General features: G+C 33.3%; 21 protein-coding genes and 1 other RNA gene. 11 read left to right on the forward strand and 11 right to left on the reverse strand.

Going from position 1 to position 17,548, the window contains the following annotated elements; translation table 11 throughout:
* Positions 1 to 85: 85 nt before the first annotated feature.
* From ACYSNX_RS08160 to mnmC2, 4 genes are all read right to left on the reverse strand, one after another.
* The gene (locus tag ACYSNX_RS08160; protein WP_461754188.1) at positions 86 to 268 is read right to left on the reverse strand and encodes a hypothetical protein; all 183 of its coding nucleotides are present in this window, start codon (positions 266 to 268) and stop codon (positions 86 to 88) included.
* A 182-nt stretch (positions 269 to 450) separates the two neighbouring features.
* Positions 451 to 861, reverse strand: a complete 411-nt coding sequence (locus tag ACYSNX_RS08165) for a DUF4377 domain-containing protein (protein ID WP_461754189.1) — start codon at positions 859 to 861, stop codon at positions 451 to 453.
* 258 nt (positions 862 to 1,119) lie between these two features.
* Positions 1,120 to 1,320, reverse strand: coding sequence for a hypothetical protein (locus ACYSNX_RS08170; RefSeq protein ID WP_461754190.1), 201 nt, complete (start codon positions 1,318 to 1,320; stop codon positions 1,120 to 1,122).
* 142 nt (positions 1,321 to 1,462) lie between these two features.
* On the reverse strand, positions 1,463 to 2,128 hold the full coding sequence (gene mnmC2 / locus ACYSNX_RS08175) for a tRNA (5-methylaminomethyl-2-thiouridine)(34)-methyltransferase MnmC2 (protein WP_461754191.1): 666 nt from the start codon (positions 2,126 to 2,128) through the stop codon (positions 1,463 to 1,465).
* Between the two features lie 626 nt (positions 2,129 to 2,754).
* Here mnmC2 and ACYSNX_RS08180 point away from each other — a divergent pair.
* Both ACYSNX_RS08180 and ACYSNX_RS08185 read left to right on the forward strand, forming a co-directional pair.
* The gene (locus ACYSNX_RS08180; RefSeq protein ID WP_461754192.1) at positions 2,755 to 3,828 is read left to right on the forward strand and encodes a branched-chain amino acid aminotransferase; all 1,074 of its coding nucleotides are present in this window, start codon (positions 2,755 to 2,757) and stop codon (positions 3,826 to 3,828) included.
* 312 nt (positions 3,829 to 4,140) lie between these two features.
* A complete protein-coding gene (locus ACYSNX_RS08185; RefSeq protein WP_461754193.1) occupies positions 4,141 to 5,160 on the forward strand; it encodes an SRPBCC family protein in 1,020 nt (339 codons plus the stop codon).
* Here the strand turns inward: ACYSNX_RS08185 and kdsB are convergent.
* Together kdsB and ACYSNX_RS08195 are read right to left on the reverse strand one after the other, a co-directional pair.
* Entirely contained in the window at positions 5,157 to 5,906 is a 750-nt protein-coding gene (kdsB, locus tag ACYSNX_RS08190) for a 3-deoxy-manno-octulosonate cytidylyltransferase (protein WP_461754194.1), read from the reverse strand. The two genes, ACYSNX_RS08185 and kdsB, sit on opposite strands and share 4 nt — an antisense overlap.
* Before the next feature lie 68 nt (positions 5,907 to 5,974).
* Positions 5,975 to 7,408: an ATP-dependent DNA helicase gene (locus ACYSNX_RS08195; protein WP_461754195.1), complete on the reverse strand. Its 1,434-nt coding sequence runs from the start codon at positions 7,406 to 7,408 to the stop codon at positions 5,975 to 5,977.
* Positions 7,409 to 7,535: 127 nt separating this feature from the next.
* Here ACYSNX_RS08195 and ACYSNX_RS08200 point away from each other — a divergent pair, with 127 nt between their 5' ends.
* Positions 7,536 to 8,327, forward strand: a complete 792-nt coding sequence (locus tag ACYSNX_RS08200; RefSeq protein WP_461754196.1) for a DUF3822 family protein — start codon at positions 7,536 to 7,538, stop codon at positions 8,325 to 8,327.
* A complete protein-coding gene (locus ACYSNX_RS08205) occupies positions 8,324 to 8,893 on the forward strand; it encodes an RsmD family RNA methyltransferase (protein ID WP_461754197.1) in 570 nt (189 codons plus the stop codon). The genes ACYSNX_RS08200 and ACYSNX_RS08205 overlap by 4 nt, the downstream gene beginning before the upstream one ends.
* A gap of 90 nt (positions 8,894 to 8,983) precedes the next feature.
* On the opposite strand, the gene rnpB is transcribed toward ACYSNX_RS08205, so the two are convergent.
* Positions 8,984 to 9,305, reverse strand: an RNA gene (gene rnpB, locus ACYSNX_RS08210) — RNase P RNA component class A.
* A gap of 196 nt (positions 9,306 to 9,501) precedes the next feature.
* Here rnpB and murQ point away from each other — a divergent pair.
* From murQ to ACYSNX_RS08230, 4 genes are read left to right on the forward strand one after another with little or no spacing between them, the layout of a single operon-like run.
* Positions 9,502 to 10,314: an N-acetylmuramic acid 6-phosphate etherase gene (gene murQ, locus ACYSNX_RS08215; RefSeq protein ID WP_461754198.1), complete on the forward strand. Its 813-nt coding sequence runs from the start codon at positions 9,502 to 9,504 to the stop codon at positions 10,312 to 10,314.
* A 4-nt stretch (positions 10,315 to 10,318) separates the two neighbouring features.
* Entirely contained in the window at positions 10,319 to 10,549 is a 231-nt protein-coding gene (locus ACYSNX_RS08220; protein WP_461754199.1) for a DUF6095 family protein, read from the forward strand.
* 9 nt (positions 10,550 to 10,558) lie between these two features.
* A complete protein-coding gene (locus ACYSNX_RS08225; protein ID WP_461754207.1) occupies positions 10,559 to 10,945 on the forward strand; it encodes a DNA topoisomerase IV in 387 nt (128 codons plus the stop codon).
* Between the two features lie 13 nt (positions 10,946 to 10,958).
* Entirely contained in the window at positions 10,959 to 11,750 is a 792-nt protein-coding gene (locus tag ACYSNX_RS08230) for a TerC family protein (protein WP_461754200.1), read from the forward strand.
* A 338-nt stretch (positions 11,751 to 12,088) separates the two neighbouring features.
* On the opposite strand, the gene ACYSNX_RS08235 is transcribed toward ACYSNX_RS08230, so the two are convergent.
* Positions 12,089 to 12,772: a TrmH family RNA methyltransferase gene (locus tag ACYSNX_RS08235; RefSeq protein WP_461754201.1), complete on the reverse strand. Its 684-nt coding sequence runs from the start codon at positions 12,770 to 12,772 to the stop codon at positions 12,089 to 12,091.
* 40 nt (positions 12,773 to 12,812) lie between these two features.
* Between ACYSNX_RS08235 and ACYSNX_RS08240 the strand changes: the two genes are divergently transcribed.
* Positions 12,813 to 13,511, forward strand: coding sequence for a Sir2 family NAD-dependent protein deacetylase (locus ACYSNX_RS08240; protein WP_461754202.1), 699 nt, complete (start codon positions 12,813 to 12,815; stop codon positions 13,509 to 13,511).
* Between the two features lie 60 nt (positions 13,512 to 13,571).
* Here the strand turns inward: ACYSNX_RS08240 and ACYSNX_RS08245 are convergent, their stop codons facing one another.
* The 3 genes from ACYSNX_RS08245 to ACYSNX_RS08255 form a co-directional block, all read right to left on the reverse strand.
* Entirely contained in the window at positions 13,572 to 14,147 is a 576-nt protein-coding gene (locus tag ACYSNX_RS08245; RefSeq protein ID WP_461754203.1) for a YceI family protein, read from the reverse strand.
* Positions 14,148 to 14,335: 188 nt separating this feature from the next.
* Entirely contained in the window at positions 14,336 to 14,572 is a 237-nt protein-coding gene (locus ACYSNX_RS08250; protein WP_461754204.1) for a hypothetical protein, read from the reverse strand.
* 5 nt (positions 14,573 to 14,577) lie between these two features.
* Entirely contained in the window at positions 14,578 to 15,723 is a 1,146-nt protein-coding gene (locus ACYSNX_RS08255; RefSeq protein WP_461754208.1) for a THUMP domain-containing class I SAM-dependent RNA methyltransferase, read from the reverse strand.
* Positions 15,724 to 15,831: 108 nt separating this feature from the next.
* Here ACYSNX_RS08255 and ACYSNX_RS08260 point away from each other — a divergent pair, with 108 nt between their 5' ends.
* Together ACYSNX_RS08260 and ACYSNX_RS08265 are read left to right on the forward strand one after the other, a co-directional pair.
* Entirely contained in the window at positions 15,832 to 16,563 is a 732-nt protein-coding gene (locus ACYSNX_RS08260) for a class I SAM-dependent methyltransferase (RefSeq protein WP_461754205.1), read from the forward strand.
* 4 nt (positions 16,564 to 16,567) lie between these two features.
* Complete coding sequence (locus tag ACYSNX_RS08265) at positions 16,568 to 17,269, forward strand: ZIP family metal transporter (protein ID WP_461754206.1); 702 nt, start codon at positions 16,568 to 16,570, stop codon at positions 17,267 to 17,269.
* The last annotated feature ends 279 nt before the right edge of the window (positions 17,270 to 17,548 follow it).

Raw genomic sequence — 17,548 nt, forward strand, 5'->3', positions numbered from 1 at the left:
CTACTTCTAAAGAGGCACTTATTTGCTTTCTATACATTGTAAGTGTCGTTCCATCAGGCAAAGAGACTAGTAAATCATAACTACTTTACTTACTGCCATATTTTGTAATTCTAGGGGGATAAACCTTTTCAACTACAGCATTTGCCTGACTGTAAGTACTTAATTTTTGAGTCAGCTCACTTTGCTTAGCCTTATAGTCAAATAAAGTAATAGCCGCTGAGAAAAACATACAACAACCAACAGCAATAATTATATATTTTTTATTCATTCCTTATAAGGTGTTAATTTTTTTTTGCACTATCACAAGCTACCTTATACTGATAGTAAAGCTAAAATTAGGTAAAGCTAAAAAACAAAAAGTGATAAAAAAACAAAACTCATTACCCACAGGAAATTAGAAAATATCCTATAGATAATGAGCTTTATGGAATATAAACGATTTTGGAAATATTACTTCTTTTCCTTTGATATCTGATTTACCAAAATAATACGTAAACTAGAAGCATCCATTGGAGCATTTTCAACTTGCTCTGAACGAACCTCTAATTTATACTCATATCCTGGTTCATAAGTAAAACCTTCAATAGAAGAATACATCATTTCCCAAGGAGCATCTTCACTTTGTTTTACTTGCATACATTTTTGTGGAGCTACTCCAACACAGTCGGCTAATTCACTAGCTACAAACAAAGTAAATAAGTCTTGCAACTCTTCTTGAGGAAGATTCTCTAAAGCTGCATTATACTGTTCTTCTGCAGTAGTTTGTATACTGTGATTTTCTTTACTTTTATCCGATTTACAACTGGCAAATAAAAAAATACCAATACTCATAAATGCAATAACTCCAAATTTTCTCAACATATATATTATTATTAAGGGTGTTTAATAATCTATTATTCTCTCTAAAGGCCTTAAATCCTAAGGATTGAATAATCAAATATCGTGCATATTTTTGAATTAGCTACACCTGTGAAAATAAAAATCACTCACCACTTTATAAGTATCGTTACCAATAAATAGCAAAAAGACTAATTTTACCAACACTTTAAACAACTTATAAGTTTAAATACTACATAAAAATTATTACTTTTTTTAAAAATAAAGCAATTAATGATTGTATTAATTAGCTAAAAGTACTAGCGATGGTTGTAATTCAGGCTTACCTTCTACAAATTGTACTACCCAAGTGTATAAATTTTCCAATTCATGGGGTAACAAATAGTGGGTTGCTTTGCTTAATTCTTTATGAAACAAATGTGGATCAAAACTAACTCTTTGTAAAACCACTTTAGTCAAACAAAACATCTCGGAACTTTTCATAATAGGCTATATTTTTTATAGTGTATCAAATATAATCAATTTTAGCAAAAAACACAATCCATTATTTTTTTTGTTAAAATTCAAATAATACATAAAATTATAACAATAATAAAACCAGTACCCCTATATACTCTAAAAAAAATTACTTATAAGCAACTATCATCTCTCTTTTTCCTGGAGGACCAGCCACTTTCTCTACTCTAAAACCAACATTTTGCATATTCCTTTTTATAACTCCTCTACAGGCATAAGTGGTTAGTATACCTCCTGGTTTTAAAGATTGGAACATTTTTTCAAAAATAGCCTGACTCCATAACTCGGGTTGGTAAGGGTATCCAAAAACATCAAAGTAAATCAAATCAAAAGTGTTTGCCTCAAGAACTTGCTCCTCAAAGGTATTGTGCATTTTAAGTAAAGAGAAAAAAGAACTAATCTGTTCTTTTGTATCCCATTTACATTGGTGCAACAGATCAAAGATCCTTTGATCCTCTTCTACAGAAGGAATCTGCCTATAATTTAATGCTCGTAATTCTTCTGTAGATATGGGAAACCCTTCTATAGAACTATAAGCTATAGTATTACCCCATTCTTTGGCCTTTAAATAAGTTAAAAAAGTATTTAAGCCCGTACCAAATCCCATTTCTAATATAGCTATGTCTTTTTGGTCTTTAAAATGGTGTAAGCCATTATCTAGATAAACATGTTTAGCCTCTTGGACTGCTCCATGTACAGAGTGATAAGATTCTCCCCAGTCGTTAAGAGATATACTACTAGAACCATCTTGGGTAATGATTACTGTGCGCTTCATGGTATTTTATATTTTTAAAAAAAGCAGCTACTCTTCCTTAAGTTTGCCTTTGTAAATTCACAATGTAGCCTTAGTATATAATTAGAGGTATACCCCCTTTAAAATAAGGCTAGTGTTTAAAGCTCAAAAATACTAATAATCCATGAAAATAACTCCACCCTACCTTTGTAAGTAAAAATCTAAGTCAATCCCTTTTTAATAAATCTACTAAAGTCTTCTATAATAAAAGCTTGTTTTATTCTACCCTTCTAAACATTCTGTGCATTAAAGAGGTCCAAAGCAACCTTTAAAAGGTCTCTTAGTAGCAAAAAAACGGGACCTATTAGGGTATAAAATTACTTTAATAGGTTTTTTATTATTTAAAAATTCGTTAATTTTAACCGAGATTCGCCTCCTTGAAAAGAACCTATTAATTAACGTTTTTCTTTAGTAAAGCACACTACTAAAGAATAATAGTAATAAAGCTTGTTAAGATTTGAAATTAGCTATAAAAACATATACTTATTAGAGATTCAATAATTAGCCACACAGAACAGGTGTTTTTTTTGATAAATTTGTAATATCTGTATTTATTTGATACATTGCAAGCTAATAAGACATACGAAAATTAAAAAATATTATACATAATGAGTACAATAACTGCTAAAGATTTCTCTATTCAAAAAGCTGAGTCATCTAAAATAGGAAATGTTGATTTTGCCAATGTTTCTTTTGGAACACAATTCACTGACCATATGTTAGTTTGTCACTATAAAGATGGAAAATGGGGACAAGTAGAGATCAAACCTTACGGGCCAATGTCTTTTGAACCTTCTATCAATGTTTTCCATTATGGACAAGCTATTTTTGAAGGAATGAAAGCATATAAAGATGACCAAGATAAAGTATGGTTATTCCGTCCAGAAGAAAACTGGAAACGTTTCAATAAATCTGCTGAGCGCTTAGCTATGCCACATATTGACCAAACACGTTTCATAGATGGTTTAAAATCATTATTACAATTAGACCAAGCTTGGGTACAAAAAGGAGATGGAAATGCTTTATATATCCGTCCTTTCATGGTAGGTACTCACCCAGGAGTTGTTGCAGGACCTTCTTCTGAATTCATGTTCTGTATCATCTTATCTCCAGTGCGCACTTATTACTCAGGAAAAGTAAAAGTACAAATTGCTGAATACTATAGCCGCGCGGCAAATGGTGGTGTTGGATCAACTAAATGTTCAGGAAACTACGCTGGACAATTCTACCCAACAAAACTTGCTCAAGAAGCAGGATACCAACAAGTTATTTGGACAGATGATGCTACGCATACTAAATTAGAAGAAGCAGGTACAATGAACCTTTTCTTCCGTATTGCGGATACTATCTACACTGCTCCTACTAGCGAAAGAATCTTAGATGGTGTTACAAGAAAGAGTTTAATTGACATTGCTAATTCTCAAGGAATTAAAGTAGAGGTTAAATCTATTGTAGTACAAGATTTATTAGACGCTCATGCTAAAGGAGAATTAAAAGAAATTTTTGGTTCAGGAACAGCCGTGACTGTAGGACAAATCGAAGGATTTGCTTATAAAGACAACTACTATGCTTTACCAGAGATGAAAGATGAAGATTCTTATGCATTAAAATTAAAATCTACACTTCAAGGCATTCAACAAAAACATATTGAAGATACTTTTGGATGGACTCAAACTATCTAAAACTGCTTTAAAAACAGTAGAAAAAACAAACGGCAGAACTTTTCTGCCGTTTTTTGTATCTTAATCTTAAAGGTTTTACTTACTTTTGCTAAAATTAAAAAAACATGTTTACACCTGGACAAATTAAGTTCTCTATCTTTTTTATTGTTGTTTTTGTTATCGTACTAATTATAGTATATAGAAAAGACCTCAAACTACACCGTGTTTACTATAAAAACAGGTTATGGGTTTTACTTGCTTTCCTAGCTTTTATAGGGAGCTTATTTATTTTAAAAAACCTTTTGAAATAACCTTTTAATTTATGTAGTTCTTATGAAAATCCTTCAATATTTTTTACTGTTGCTTGCACTAAGCGCCGTAGCTTTAATTGTCTTTATACTTACACAAAACCCAAGTTTTAAGGTAGAGAGACAATTCAAAGTAGATGTTCCTCAGAACATTGTATATAAATATGTAAAGGATTTAAATAATTGGTCCAATTGGATTGATTCCAAAAAGTTGGAAAATGGAACCTACGAAATAGCTATCGACAAATTAGGAGTGTATAATATACAATCCGAATACAACTACCCTTTTGATAGTATTACCCAAGACATTTTAAATGATAAGGGAATTTCTAACATTTCTTGGAAATTCGCCCAAAGTATTGACTCCACTAGTACTATAGTGGATTTTAAACTAGAGAGCGCCTTAGATTTAAAAACGAAGATTCTAACCTTTTTCAAAGGGTCTCCAAATGAGATTGCTAGAAAGGAAATAGAGAAAAACACCAATGCCTTTGAAGTGCATTTTATAAAACAATACAAAGAGTTTAAATTAGACTCCCTTGGAGTTAAATCTTATCAGGAAAACTGTTATTTAACGCTAGAGAAAAAAACAGTGCGTATCGATCAATTAAAAGATAACATTGTGGAAGACTATGCTAAACTAATGGAGTTTTGCACGGTAAATGCTATTGAAAATAACAATAAGCTTACCCTAGTGCTCTACCCATCTGCTAATGCCTCTAGCCTTACCTATCAAGGAGCCATAGCAATAGAAGAGCAAATTTTCCTTCATCCTGATGACGCCTTCCAAGTACTTTGTTTACCAAAGAGCTCCTACTATGAAACCCTGTTAAAAGGATATTATAGTCATATAGCTCCTAGTGTACAAAAAAGCCAGAACTTATTGCAACAAGCTGGTTATAGCCAAGATACAAGTACGCCTATTTTACTAGAGCTTCAAGGGGAAAATGTCTCCTCAAATCTCCCTGGTGAATGGCAAACTAAAATTGAGATTCCACTAAAAGAAATCCCTTTAATGGAAACTCAACTTATAGAAGTACTTTAAAGTGCCAAACTTGGGTTGTCTAGAATCATTTGTCTAGCACGCTGCAAGTCCTCATAGGTATCAATTCCAATACCTACATGATTAGTAATGGCCATTTTAATTCTTTTTCCATTTTCTAAGTAGCGAAGTTGTTCTAATTTTTCGCTTTCCTCTAAAAATCCAACAGGTAAAGTAGTGAAGTCCAATAAAGCTTCTTTTCTAAAGGCATAAATACCGATATGTTGGTAATAAATTGCTCCTGCTTCTTTTTCTCTTGGATAAGGAATAACCGAACGAGAGAAATAAAGAGCAGTATTGCTTCTATCCACTACCACTTTTACATTATTTGGATTTTCCACATCTTTCCAATCCTGCATTGGAGTCATTAAAGAAGCTAGATCTACTTCTTTTTTAGAGTCATTGGTAAATATCTGTATAAGTTTCTCTAGATTCTCCTTATTGATAAAAGGTTCATCTCCTTGCACATTAATTACCACATCAGCAGAAATATCCTTTACCGCTTCGGCAATACGATCACTTCCACTTTGGTGATCTGCCTGGCTCATTACTGCTTTACCACCATGGGAGGTAATTTCATTGTAAATCGCCTGGGAATCTGTAGCCACAAAAACCTCATCAAATAAATTGGTTTTCACTGTAGCTTCATAGGTTCTTCTAATTACGGTTTTACCCCCTAAATCCTGCATTAATTTAGCTGGAAAACGAACAGAGGCATAGCGTGCCGGTATAACTGCAATAATTTTCATACTTGATATTTTTGATTCTCAAAGGTAATAAACCCCTTTAAAACTTGAGACTATTTTACTGGGAAAATTTAGTCACTGAAAAACTCTTCTTTGAAGCCTATTAGATAAAGCTTACTCTTGGCTCTTGTCATAGCAGTATAAAGCCAGCGAATATATTCCACATCAATACCATCGGGTAAATAAGGCTGTTCTATAAAGACAACATCCCACTGACCACCTTGGCTTTTATGACAGGTAATAGCATAGGAGAACTTAACCTGAAGGGCATTAAAATAAGGATTTTCCTTTACTTTTTTCATTTGTTGGTACCTCGAGGTGCACTCTGGGTAATCCAAGAGCACTTCCTGATATAGGGCATTATTTTGGGCATAGGTTAATGCAGGACTCTCGCTAGTTAAAGTATCCAAGCAAATAATGGTATCAAAACTTGCCATTGTAGGATAATCTATCATACGCACCTTTACCTCTGCAAAACGAAGCCCATATAACTCTTTAGTGTTATAAATCTGTAATACCTCAATAATATCCCCATTGGCAATAAAGTCAGTCACACTAGAATCTTTTAACCAAAAGTAATTATTGCGTACTACCATTAATAAATCCCCGGCAGATACTTCACTTTCTTTATCCAAAATTCGCATGCGAATCTGCATATTATAGGCGTTTGCTCTCTTGTTAGAACGCACTATAAAGGCAGTTTCCTCTGGACCATAATTGGAATAAGAGTCAAAAATGGCATCCTGGATATCGTAACCATCAAATAGGGCTACAATATCTTTAAAGCCTTTGGTGGAAAAGGTAAAAGTATCAAAGAAATAGGAATCCAGTAGGGTTCTAAGCTCTGTGGCGTTAAACAAGATTCCAGAGTTTTGTTCTTGACGCATTACCTGATCAAGCTCAATACTCTCTACAGGCATTTGAAAAGCCAAAGACAGCTTTTGGGTATCTAAAGCAGGACTATTAACCATATTTACAGGAGGAAGCTGAGCAGAATCTCCAATTAAAATCAACTTGCAATTTTGTCCAGAATACACATAATAAATTAAATCATCTAATAGGGATCCATGCGGGTACATACTACTATCAGAGGCGCTACTATCGGATATCATCGAGGCCTCATCCACAATAAAAATGGTGTTTCTAAAGCGGTTAACTTTCATAGAAAATTGCATGGACCCACCCGATGAACTAGGTTTTGGATAGTAGATGTGCTTATGAATAGTAAAGGCTTGTCTTTGAGAGTAATTACTCATCACCTTGGCAGCCCTACCTGTCGGGGCCAATAATACAGAGGAGCGATTTACGTATCTTAAATGATTAACTACACTGGAAATAAGAGTAGTTTTTCCCGTACCTGCATACCCTTTAAGCACATAGATTTCATCCTGTACATCATTAGTTGCAAAGTCGGCTATATTTTGTAAAAAAACATCTTGTTTAAAGGTTAATTCAAAAGGAAAACTTGCCTTTAGCCCTTTGTAAAAATCTATTTGGTTTATCATATCAATGTTTTTTCTTTCTGTAATACACACAAAGATACCAAGCTTTTAAAGGGTAAACTAACATTGTAACTTAAAATGTGTAAATTTGCAGGCACACCCAAAGTTTAGAAAACCCTTAAAATTTAAAATGACTAATAGTAACTATAGACTCCTGGTTCAGGTTTCCTCGAGTAAATTTTCTTTTGTTACAAAGAATTTACACACCCAAGAGGTTACCTTTTTTGGTTCTGAGGCAATTACCAATCAACGAACTATCGAGCAACAACTTGACAGTATTTTTGAAAAATACCCGCAATTAAGTCAAGAATTTAATCACATTGTTATCTATCATGATAACACATTAAACACTTTTATACCTAAGGAGCTTTTTGACCCAAATAACCTAAGTGCTTATTTACAATACAATACAAAAGTATTTTCAACCGATTTCTTTGACCACGATTATATAGAGAATTTAGAGGTGCATAATATTCACTTGCCTTTTGTTAATTTAAATAATTACTTTATTGATAGATTTGGTAGTTTCACTTATAAAAATATCAATACAGAACTTGTGGATATTCTTTGTGATAAGACCAAGACAAAACAAGAAATATGCGCTTTTGCTTATATTCAAAAGGATCGCTTTGAGGTAGTAGTAGCTAAAGAAGGACAACTTATCTTCTTTAACTCCTTCTCTTATCAAACTCCAAGTGATTTAGTATATTTTATCCTTTTTAGTTTTGAACAATTAGCTTTAGATCCAAAACAGACGCCTTTATACTTAATGGGTAGAATCGATCAACAAGATCCTATCTATGAATTGGCTTCTCGTTTTATACAAAACACAAGTATTCTTAGTGATCACGCTTTTATTAGCGTAGATTTACTATTACATCATCAAGTACCAAAACAACATTACATACTGTTCCATTCATGAGAATAATATCTGGAAAATTAAAAGGGCGTAGAATCATCACCCCTAAAAACCTACCTGTGCGTCCAACCACAGATATGAGTAAAGAAGCTTTATTTAGCATTTTAAATCACCACTTTAATCTAACTCAACTAACTGTATTAGACTTATTTGCAGGTACAGGAAATATTAGTTATGAATTTGCCTCTAGAGGGGTGGAGCAAATAATTAGTGTTGACCAAGATTACGGTTGTATCAACTTTATAAAGAAAACAGCAAAAGAATTTGATTTAAATATCACTGCATTTAAATCCGATGTATTCAAGTTTGTAGAAAAGCACCAACAGAGCTATGACATAGTATTTGCTGACCCTCCTTATGACTTTACACAGGAGCAGTTTGAGAAAATCGTCAAAGATGTTCTTGCTACTCCCTTAATTGAAGAAGATGGAATGCTAATTATAGAACACTCTAAATTCACAAAACTAGAGCACTTAGAACACTTTAGTTTCTCTAAAAACTATGGTGGATCTGTATTTAGTTTCTTTGAATTTGAATTAGAGGAAGAAGAAGATGACCTAGAGGATTAACCTCTTTTAGTTTAAATAGCATAAAAAATAAATCCCTATAAAATTTATCTTATAAAAGAGAAATTCTATAGGGATTTCTTATAACCAAAAATAAAATGCAGACCTATAAGCCGGATTCTGTATATGTAAAAACATACCCTTATCATTTATCTAGGCCATTAATTACTCAATGGCTCCATCTGCCTACCCCTAAAGCATCGAGCGAGTAGCTCTCAATCGCTAAATATACATGGCATTTCACTGTATAGAGTTTACCTGGTTTCACTACAGCATTACCTGTACATACTTTCTGCTGCACTTGTCCTCATGCTATATAAAATACAACACGGATGGGCGTTACCCATTATACTACTCTATAGTGTCCGGACTTTCCTCTCGTTTTAAAAAAACCAGCGATAAGGCGGCCTGCATTAAGGGTGCAAAAGTAAGCCATTCTACTTTAAAACAAAACTCTTTACTATAAATATTATAGTTTTTTTACGCTGACTCTCCCACTCAAACCAATAAATTGGTAAAACTTAGCCAAAGCTTAATAGTTATAGTCCGTTAGATTGTCTTGTCAAGAGTTTTTTACTTATTTTTGTTACAATAATCAACAACTAAAAAAGGTGGGATTTACAAAGACTACAGAACAAGCTTCCTTATATGATAACCTACAGGATATGTCTCCTGAGCAAATCCTATATAGCATTAATAAAGAAGATCAAAGTGTGGCTCTATCGGTAGAAAAAGCAATGGACCAAATACTTAAAGTGGTTCAAGAGGTAACAAAGAAATTAAAACACAATGGTCGTTTATTTTACATTGGAGCTGGAACATCTGGCCGACTTGGTATTTTAGACGCCTCAGAATGCCCACCAACCTTTGGAGTAGATCACAATTGTGTCATTGGATTAATTGCCGGTGGTGACAAGGCTATACGTACAGCTGTAGAAAATGCAGAGGACAATATGTATCAGGGCTTCAAAGATCTTCAAGAGTATAACATCAACCAAAAAGATATTGTTTTGGGTATTGCCGCCTCAGGAACCACTCCTTACGTGCTTGGGGCATTAGAGTCTTGCAAGCAAAATGGTATTCTAACAGCTGGATTAACCTGTAATGAAAATAGCCCTTTAGCCCAACTAGCTGACCTTCCCATTGAAGTAGTAGTAGGTCCAGAGTTTTTAAGTGGAAGCTCGCGCATGAAAGCCGGGACTGCCCAAAAAATGGTCCTTAATATGATTACTACCAGTGTTATGATTGGACTTGGAAAAGTCCATGGAAATAAGATGGTAGACATGAGAATGACCAATGAGAAATTAATACAACGAGGTGCTCAAATGCTTGTGGAACAATTACAAATTGACCATCAAAGCGCAGTAGAGCTCTTAGAGAAATATAAAAGCGTACGAAAAGTACTTGATAATTATAAATCCTAAACAAATGCAACAACACCATACAGATCGAAAATTATTACATAAAGGAGTTCGCTTCCTTCTATTTGCTCTTCCTTTATTTTTTATAGGGCCAATTGTTTTACACAGTTCATTAAAAAACCAGAATCACCCCCTATTCGCCTTTGTTTTCGGACTTGCTTGCTTTATTTGCCTAAGCTCTATGTTCTTATTATTCAAAGGATTACAAACAATAATAAAATCACTTTTTTCAAAATAATTTACTATGATAAAGTCTAAATTACTTTATTTACTACCTCTGGTAGCTTTAATTACTACCTCATGTTATAAACAAGAGAGAAACTGTCAAAATTTCAAAACAGGTAATTTTGAATTTATTGCCACTATTGATGGAGTAGAAAAAATTTCTCGCTTTACACGAACAGAAGACTACGAGATAGAAACTTTTGAAGGTAAAACCGACACCTCTTCTATTCGTTGGGTAAATGATTGCGAATATGTACTTCAAAAACTACACCCTAAGAACATGGCAGAACAAAAAGCCATAAGTATGAAGATTATTACCACAGATGGTAATACCTGTGTCTTTGAATATGGTATTTTAGGAGACACCAGAAGAGAAAGAGGTACTCTCACTAAAGTATCCGACTTATAATACCTGCTAAATTATGGAAGCACTCTTAAATGTAGATAGCATAGTAGCCTTTATAACCTTAACTTTCCTAGAGATAATTCTAGGAATTGACAACGTTATTTTCATCTCGATTGTAACGGGTAAATTGCCCGAAGATCAGCGAAAGAAAGCTACAAAAATTGGACTTTTCCTTGCCATGTTTTTACGTATAGCCTTACTTTTTGGAGTTACATGGCTTATTGCAATGGAAAAAACTCTCTTTAGTGTTAATTGGTCTTGGTTTAGTGCTAACTTTAATGGACAAGCTCTTATTTTATTTGGAGGAGGTATATTCTTAATTTATAAGTCAACCAAAGAAATACATGAGAAAATTGCCCACGTACAACAGCACCAGCCAATAGACACTCCTAGTAATGCAAAAAGCATAGCCTATAAATCTTTCTCTAATATTATCTTACAGATACTAATGATCGATTTAATCTTCTCAGTGGATAGTATATTAACTGCTGTAGGAATGACAAACGGGCTTGCAGGAGCTTTATACATTATGATTGCTGCAGTAATTGCCTCTGTAGGTGTAATGATGCTTTTCGCAGTACCTATTGGAAATTTCGTCAACAAAAATCCAACGATACAAATTTTAGCTCTATCGTTTTTAATTTTAATCGGCTTTATGTTAACCACTGAGAGTATGCATATATCCCATGCTGTGTTAGCAGGACAACCAATTGGAGCAGTTCCTAAGGGATATCTATATTTTGCTATCGCATTTTCATTGATTGTAGAATTTATCAATATGCGTATTAGAAAAAAATCTGCTGCTTAAAAGAGTATATTCCATAATTTAATAATTATAATAACAACAGTTGACAAATCTTTTTGCTTTGTAATTGTTATGTAAAATAACTTGGTAAGCCAAAAGCGCTTTACCATATATAAAACTACTTTAATACTCCTTGTTTTTAAGGGTGTTAAAGTAGTTTTTTGTTTACACTATAAATTCAATTAGAGGACTTCACTGAGTCATTTTACCTTTTTTAAAGGCTTACTCTGCCAAACAGGCCTCTTTGTATCTATTATAGGATAAATCTTTAACACAAAAGGCCCCCTTTTAAAAAAGAAGACCTTCTATAATATAGAATATGAAATACTTAAAAATCAGCATTATACCATTTTGCTCTCTAAATAGCGTTCGGTAACAAAATCAATGTCTTTGATTGTCTTCCTTGCCCAATCTATTCTTTTCTCAATGATTTGCTCCGGAGTTAAATGCCAAGCTAAATCACTTCTTCTAATTCTATTGGATAAACTCTGAATAATTAAAGCTGCGGAAACAGAAATATTTAAACTCTCGGTAAATCCTACCATTGGTATTTTTAAATAAGTATCTGCGTTATCCATAATTTCTGGTGAAAGTCCAGATTTCTCTGTACCAAAGAAAATAGCCGAGGGTTTAGTTATATCAAAATCCTCTAAGTGATGCGCCTCTACATGTGGGGTTGTTGCAACAATTTGATATCCTTTATTTCTTAACTCTTCCATAGACTGCTCTGCAGAGGTATAAGTGGTGATATCCACCCATTTTTCCGCTCCTAAAGCGATTTGCTTATCAATGGTTTTACCGTATTTCTGTTCAATCACCCCTAGATTTTGCACTCCAAAGACTTCACAACTACGCATAACAGCGCTAGTATTGTGCATTTGATATACATCCTCTGCTACAATAGTAATATGATTGGTTCTATTTTCTAAAACCTGTTTGAAACGCTCTACTCTATTAGGGGTTAAAAAAGTTTCTAAGTACTCTAAATATTCTAGATCTTGAAATAGCTTTTTTGGATTATTCATTTTATATTTAAGTTTTTATAAATGCAAAGGTAACAATAATATGCAAAAACACTTAGTTGTCCTCTCAGGAGCAGGTATATCCCAACAAAGTGGTATACAAACCTTCCGAGATGCCGATGGTCTTTGGCAAGGATATGATATAATGGAGGTTGCCTCTATAGAGGGCTGGAACAAAAATTCCGATTTAGTTTTAGATTTTTACAATAAAAGAAGAAAGCAATTATTAAGCTGTTCTCCTAATGCGGCCCATTTAGCTTTAAAAGAATTAGAAGCCCATTTTAAAATAAGTATTATCACTCAAAATGTAGATGATTTACATGAAAGAGTTGGTAGTAGTGATATTACCCACTTACATGGAGAATTATTAAAAGTAAGGTCTTTACAGGATGAATCTCTTGTGTATCCTTGGCATAAAGATCTTCTAAAACACCATAAAAATGAACAAGGACATGGTTTAAGACCTCATATTGTTTGGTTTGGAGAAATGGTCCCTATGATGGATAAAGCCATTGAAAAGGTAGAAAAAGCCGATATCATACTCATTATTGGAACTTCTCTACAAGTATACCCCGCAGCAGGTCTTTTAAAATATGCAAAAGCGGATATACCCGTTTATTATATTGATCCTTCCCCTGGAAGCACACAAGGGTTTTCTCAAGAAATTACCCTTATTAAAGAAACTGCAACAAAAGGTATGAGTCAGCTATTTCCAGAATTAGTAAAATGGAGTAAAAAATAAAAATAGGAGGCATCCATTAAGGGTACCTCCTATTTTGTTTCCAATTCTACATAAAGGAAATTATTTTTGCTTAGTAAATTCTAAATTCACATTGATTTTTACTTGTTTTCCAATCGCTTGTCCACTTGGATCATAGTCGATATTGTATTGAAAACGATCAATTGAAGTATTTGCTTGCAAGCCCATTTTAGTATTACCAGAACCATCATCTTCTAATACCCCTCCATATACCATATTGAAGCTCACAGGATGACTTACTCCTTTAATGGTTAAAATTCCATTTAAAATATAATTATCTCCAGCTACTTTTTCAATAGAAGTACTCTCGAATTTCATCTGAGGGTATTTGCTAGTATCAAAAAAGTCTGCACTCTTTAAGTGATCATCACGCATTTCAACACCTGTATTGATGCTATTAACATCTATAGTAAAAATGAATTTCCCATCGCTTAAATCCTCTGCGCTACCTTGGTACTCTCCTTGGTAAGAATCCATTCTACCATCTACAAAAGAAATCCCTAAGTGTTTAACACTAAAATTTAAAAAAGAATGGTAATTGTCTACCTGCCATTTATCTTGGGCGAAAGTAGTAATAGTAGATAAAACTACAATTGCTAATAAAGCTATTTTTTCCATAATAAAAACTGTTTTTTTAATTCCTTACAAAGGTAGAGCACACTTACCAGGATTCACTTAATGTAGATTAATAAAGACAATACCGCTTATTAAAACACTCTAAGATAAAGATTTATACATAAAACAAACACAATTTTACTTTGAAAAATAAAAAAAGCAGTCTTTATTTAAAGACTACTTTTAAGCTATTATTTATTTAGAACGATAACTTTCTTTAAGAAAATCCACTTCATACAAATCTTATCCCCTTTCTCTGTTTTAAACACTTTGAATTGAGGTGCCACTATAGTGGCGATAATTGCTGCTATAATAGGCAACCATACCCCTTGAAGTTCTGTAAAGACCCCTAAGAGCCAACGCAATAAAATAAAAAATAGCGCGAAGCTGCAAAATTGCAACAATAAAGATTTTGTACTTGCATTCATAGTAATTATTCTTTGGTTATATATTTTCCTTTTTTACTTCCCTCATATAATTCATATTTGGCGAAACGTGCTTCTAATTTACCATTAAATAATTTAATTTTTCTAGAAGGTCTTAATCCCACGTATTTTAATGCCTCAATATTTCCGGTAATAAACCAAGCTTGTGTTCCTGGGTAACCTTGTTTTAAAGTATCTCCAATTTCACGGTAAAAACGCTCTAAATGAATATCTAACCTCTCTCCATAAGGTGGGTTGAACACCATATGAAGTGGTCCTTGATTTTCTTTTTGTGTATCAAAAAAGTTAGCCTCATCCACTTTGATATAATCCTCCAAGTGAGCATTATATACGTTATCTCTGGCTTTACTAACAGCAGAAGGCGCTTTATCGTATCCTTGGATAGTATAATGAAACTCTCTAACTTTTTTCATTAAAGAATCTTCTATTTTCTCATATAAATCTGCATCCCAGTCTTTCCATCTCTCAAAGGCAAATTCTTTGCGGTTAATATTCGCTGGAATATTACAAGCAATCATGGCTGCTTCAGTCAATATAGTTCCCGAACCACACATTGGGTCTAAGAAATCACATTGTCCATCCCATCCACTCATTAATAACATACCTGCAGCTAATACCTCATTAATCGGAGCAATATTAGTTGCTGTACGATAACCTCTATGGTGAAGAGAGTTTCCAGAAGAATCCAAAGAAACCGTACACATATCTCTATCAATATGTATATTAATTCTTAAGTCTGGAAAATCCTTATCGATATTAGGACGTTTTCCTGTTTTATCTCTAAATTGATCTACAATGGCATCTTTACTCTTTAAAGCTACGAATAAAGAGTTATTAAAGTTTTCTGTAAAAACCGTTGCATCAATTACAAAACTTTGATCAGCATCTAAATACTTACTCCAGTCTATACTTTGGATCCCTTTATAAAGGTTTGCTTCATTATAAACAGCAAATTGATGTATAGGCTTTAAAATTTTCAAGGCAGTACGCAAAGCTAAATTAGCCTTATACATAAAACCTTTGTCTCCTTGGAAGCTAACCATACGCACTCCAGGCTTAACATCCATTGCACCTAATAACTGTAATTCTTTGACTAATACCTCTTCAAAACCGAAGAAAGTCTTAGCTACCATCTTAAAATTTTCCATCTCAATAAATATATAAGGAATAATTTGTTTACTCGCTTTATTACGCAAAAATAAAGTAAATTTGTAGGCTAATAAAAGATTTAAAGTAAAAGTATGTCAAAACATGAAAAAGCATGGTATAAGAGTTGGTTTGATACTCCTTATTACCATACTTTGTACAAAGATAGGAATTACCAAGAAGCACAATTATTAATCGACAACTTATCGGATTACCTAAATTTAGAACAAGATTCTAAGGTTTTAGATTTAGCATGCGGAAAAGGACGTCACTCGGTTTACTTAAATAGCCTAGGATATAAAGTAACCGGAGTAGATCTATCTAACAACAGTATAGAGTCTGCTAGCAAATACCAAAGCGAATCTTTAGACTTTAAAGTCCATGATATGCGCGAGCCATTGTCAGAGAAATATGACGCTGTATTAAATTTATTTACCAGCTTTGGCTATTTCAATGATGAACAAGACAATAAAAAGACCTTACAATCCATTCATCAAAGTTTAAATGACTATGGTTTAGCGGTAATTGATTTCTTAAATGTCGATAAAGTAATCGACAATTTAGTAGAACAAGAAACAAAAGAAGTGGATGGTATCACCTTTCACATTAAAAGAAAACTAGAGGATGGCTTTATTGTAAAGGAGATTTCTTTCTTTGCAGATGGTAAAGATCATCACCACACAGAAAAAGTAAGAGCACTTCGCCTACAAGATTTTGAAAAAATGATGCAGGACCAAGGCCTTTTTCTACTAGATACTTTCGGATGTTATAAACTAAGAAAGTTTCACCCTAAAGATTCGGATAGACTAATTATGATTTTCAAGTAAGCCTATGGTTTATATAATACCCTTTCTATCGGTTATAATCGGTTACCTAGTAGCCATTATATTACAGCCAAAGAACAAAAAGCACATAAAGTTATTAATGGCCTTTAGTGGTTCATTTTTATTAACTTTAACTGTAACCCATTTACTACCGGAGGTATATGAACATAGCACCCCTGGAATAGAACAAGGCCATAGCCATGGTAAAAACATTATTGGTTTTTATATCATGCTTGGAATTGTGTTTCAAATCGTTTTGGAGTATTTCTCCAAGGGAGCCGAACATGGGCATGTACATATACATAATAAACTAGATAAAATACCTTGGCTTTTATTTATTAGCCTTTGTACACATGCGCTTTTAGAGGGTATGCCACTTAGTAAACACCAAGAATTATCCGTAGGTATAGCTATTCATCACTTACCCATATCAGTGATATTAACTGCCTTTTTTATTCAAGGAGAAATGAAGAAAAATGCCATACTATTTTGCATGGTTATTTTTGCATTAATGACTCCACTAGGTACTTTAATATCTACTAATGTAGGGTTTTTAAATGATTATTATCCGCAGATTTCTGCCGTAGTAGTAGGTATATTATTTCACATATCCTCTACAATCATTTTTGAAAGTAGTGAAGACCATTCCTTTAATATCAATAAATTAATTGCTATTATATCCGGAGTTATCTTAGCTTACTTTGTATAGTCTAACAATAAGGTTTAAAACATCAAATGGGGCTGTCTCAAATGAGATAGCCCCTTTTTTGTGCTTTTAAGTAAAAAACACCATTATAATTATTTGAATTACAATCTAATATACTTAAATTAGTATAAGTAATTCAAGTAAATATGGCAAAGCAAGCACCACGTTATAGACTTTACGATCAGAATCAAATGAGTTTGATTCCTCATTCTTTGGAAGATTTCATTCCTGCCTTGCATCCAGTACGCATTGTAAATAAGGTTATCGATGAATTGGACTTAA

Source organism: Myroides sp. LJL115 (assembly GCF_054871665.1).

Coding starts and splice junctions, on each gene's coding strand:
- mnmC2 (WP_461754191.1), bottom strand. CDS start 2,128: ATGAAGCGCACAGTAATCATTACCCAAGATGGTTCTAGTAGTATATCT.
- ACYSNX_RS08195 (WP_461754195.1), bottom strand. CDS start 7,408: ATGATAAACCAAATAGATTTTTACAAAGGGCTAAAGGCAAGTTTTCCT.
- ACYSNX_RS08255 (WP_461754208.1), bottom strand. CDS start 15,723: ATGGTAGCTAAGACTTTCTTCGGTTTTGAAGAGGTATTAGTCAAAGAA.
- ACYSNX_RS08185 (WP_461754193.1), top strand. CDS start 4,141: ATGAAAATCCTTCAATATTTTTTACTGTTGCTTGCACTAAGCGCCGTA.
- ACYSNX_RS08160 (WP_461754188.1), bottom strand. CDS start 268: ATGAATAAAAAATATATAATTATTGCTGTTGGTTGTTGTATGTTTTTC.
- ACYSNX_RS08180 (WP_461754192.1), top strand. CDS start 2,755: ATGAGTACAATAACTGCTAAAGATTTCTCTATTCAAAAAGCTGAGTCA.
- ACYSNX_RS08245 (WP_461754203.1), bottom strand. CDS start 14,147: ATGGAAAAAATAGCTTTATTAGCAATTGTAGTTTTATCTACTATTACT.
- ACYSNX_RS08250 (WP_461754204.1), bottom strand. CDS start 14,572: ATGAATGCAAGTACAAAATCTTTATTGTTGCAATTTTGCAGCTTCGCG.
- ACYSNX_RS08265 (WP_461754206.1), top strand. CDS start 16,568: ATGGTTTATATAATACCCTTTCTATCGGTTATAATCGGTTACCTAGTA.
- ACYSNX_RS08235 (WP_461754201.1), bottom strand. CDS start 12,772: ATGAATAATCCAAAAAAGCTATTTCAAGATCTAGAATATTTAGAGTAC.
- ACYSNX_RS08170 (WP_461754190.1), bottom strand. CDS start 1,320: ATGAAAAGTTCCGAGATGTTTTGTTTGACTAAAGTGGTTTTACAAAGA.
- ACYSNX_RS08220 (WP_461754199.1), top strand. CDS start 10,319: ATGCAACAACACCATACAGATCGAAAATTATTACATAAAGGAGTTCGC.
- ACYSNX_RS08230 (WP_461754200.1), top strand. CDS start 10,959: ATGGAAGCACTCTTAAATGTAGATAGCATAGTAGCCTTTATAACCTTA.
- kdsB (WP_461754194.1), bottom strand. CDS start 5,906: ATGAAAATTATTGCAGTTATACCGGCACGCTATGCCTCTGTTCGTTTT.
- ACYSNX_RS08200 (WP_461754196.1), top strand. CDS start 7,536: ATGACTAATAGTAACTATAGACTCCTGGTTCAGGTTTCCTCGAGTAAA.
- ACYSNX_RS08260 (WP_461754205.1), top strand. CDS start 15,832: ATGTCAAAACATGAAAAAGCATGGTATAAGAGTTGGTTTGATACTCCT.
- ACYSNX_RS08165 (WP_461754189.1), bottom strand. CDS start 861: ATGTTGAGAAAATTTGGAGTTATTGCATTTATGAGTATTGGTATTTTT.
- ACYSNX_RS08205 (WP_461754197.1), top strand. CDS start 8,324: ATGAGAATAATATCTGGAAAATTAAAAGGGCGTAGAATCATCACCCCT.
- ACYSNX_RS08240 (WP_461754202.1), top strand. CDS start 12,813: ATGCAAAAACACTTAGTTGTCCTCTCAGGAGCAGGTATATCCCAACAA.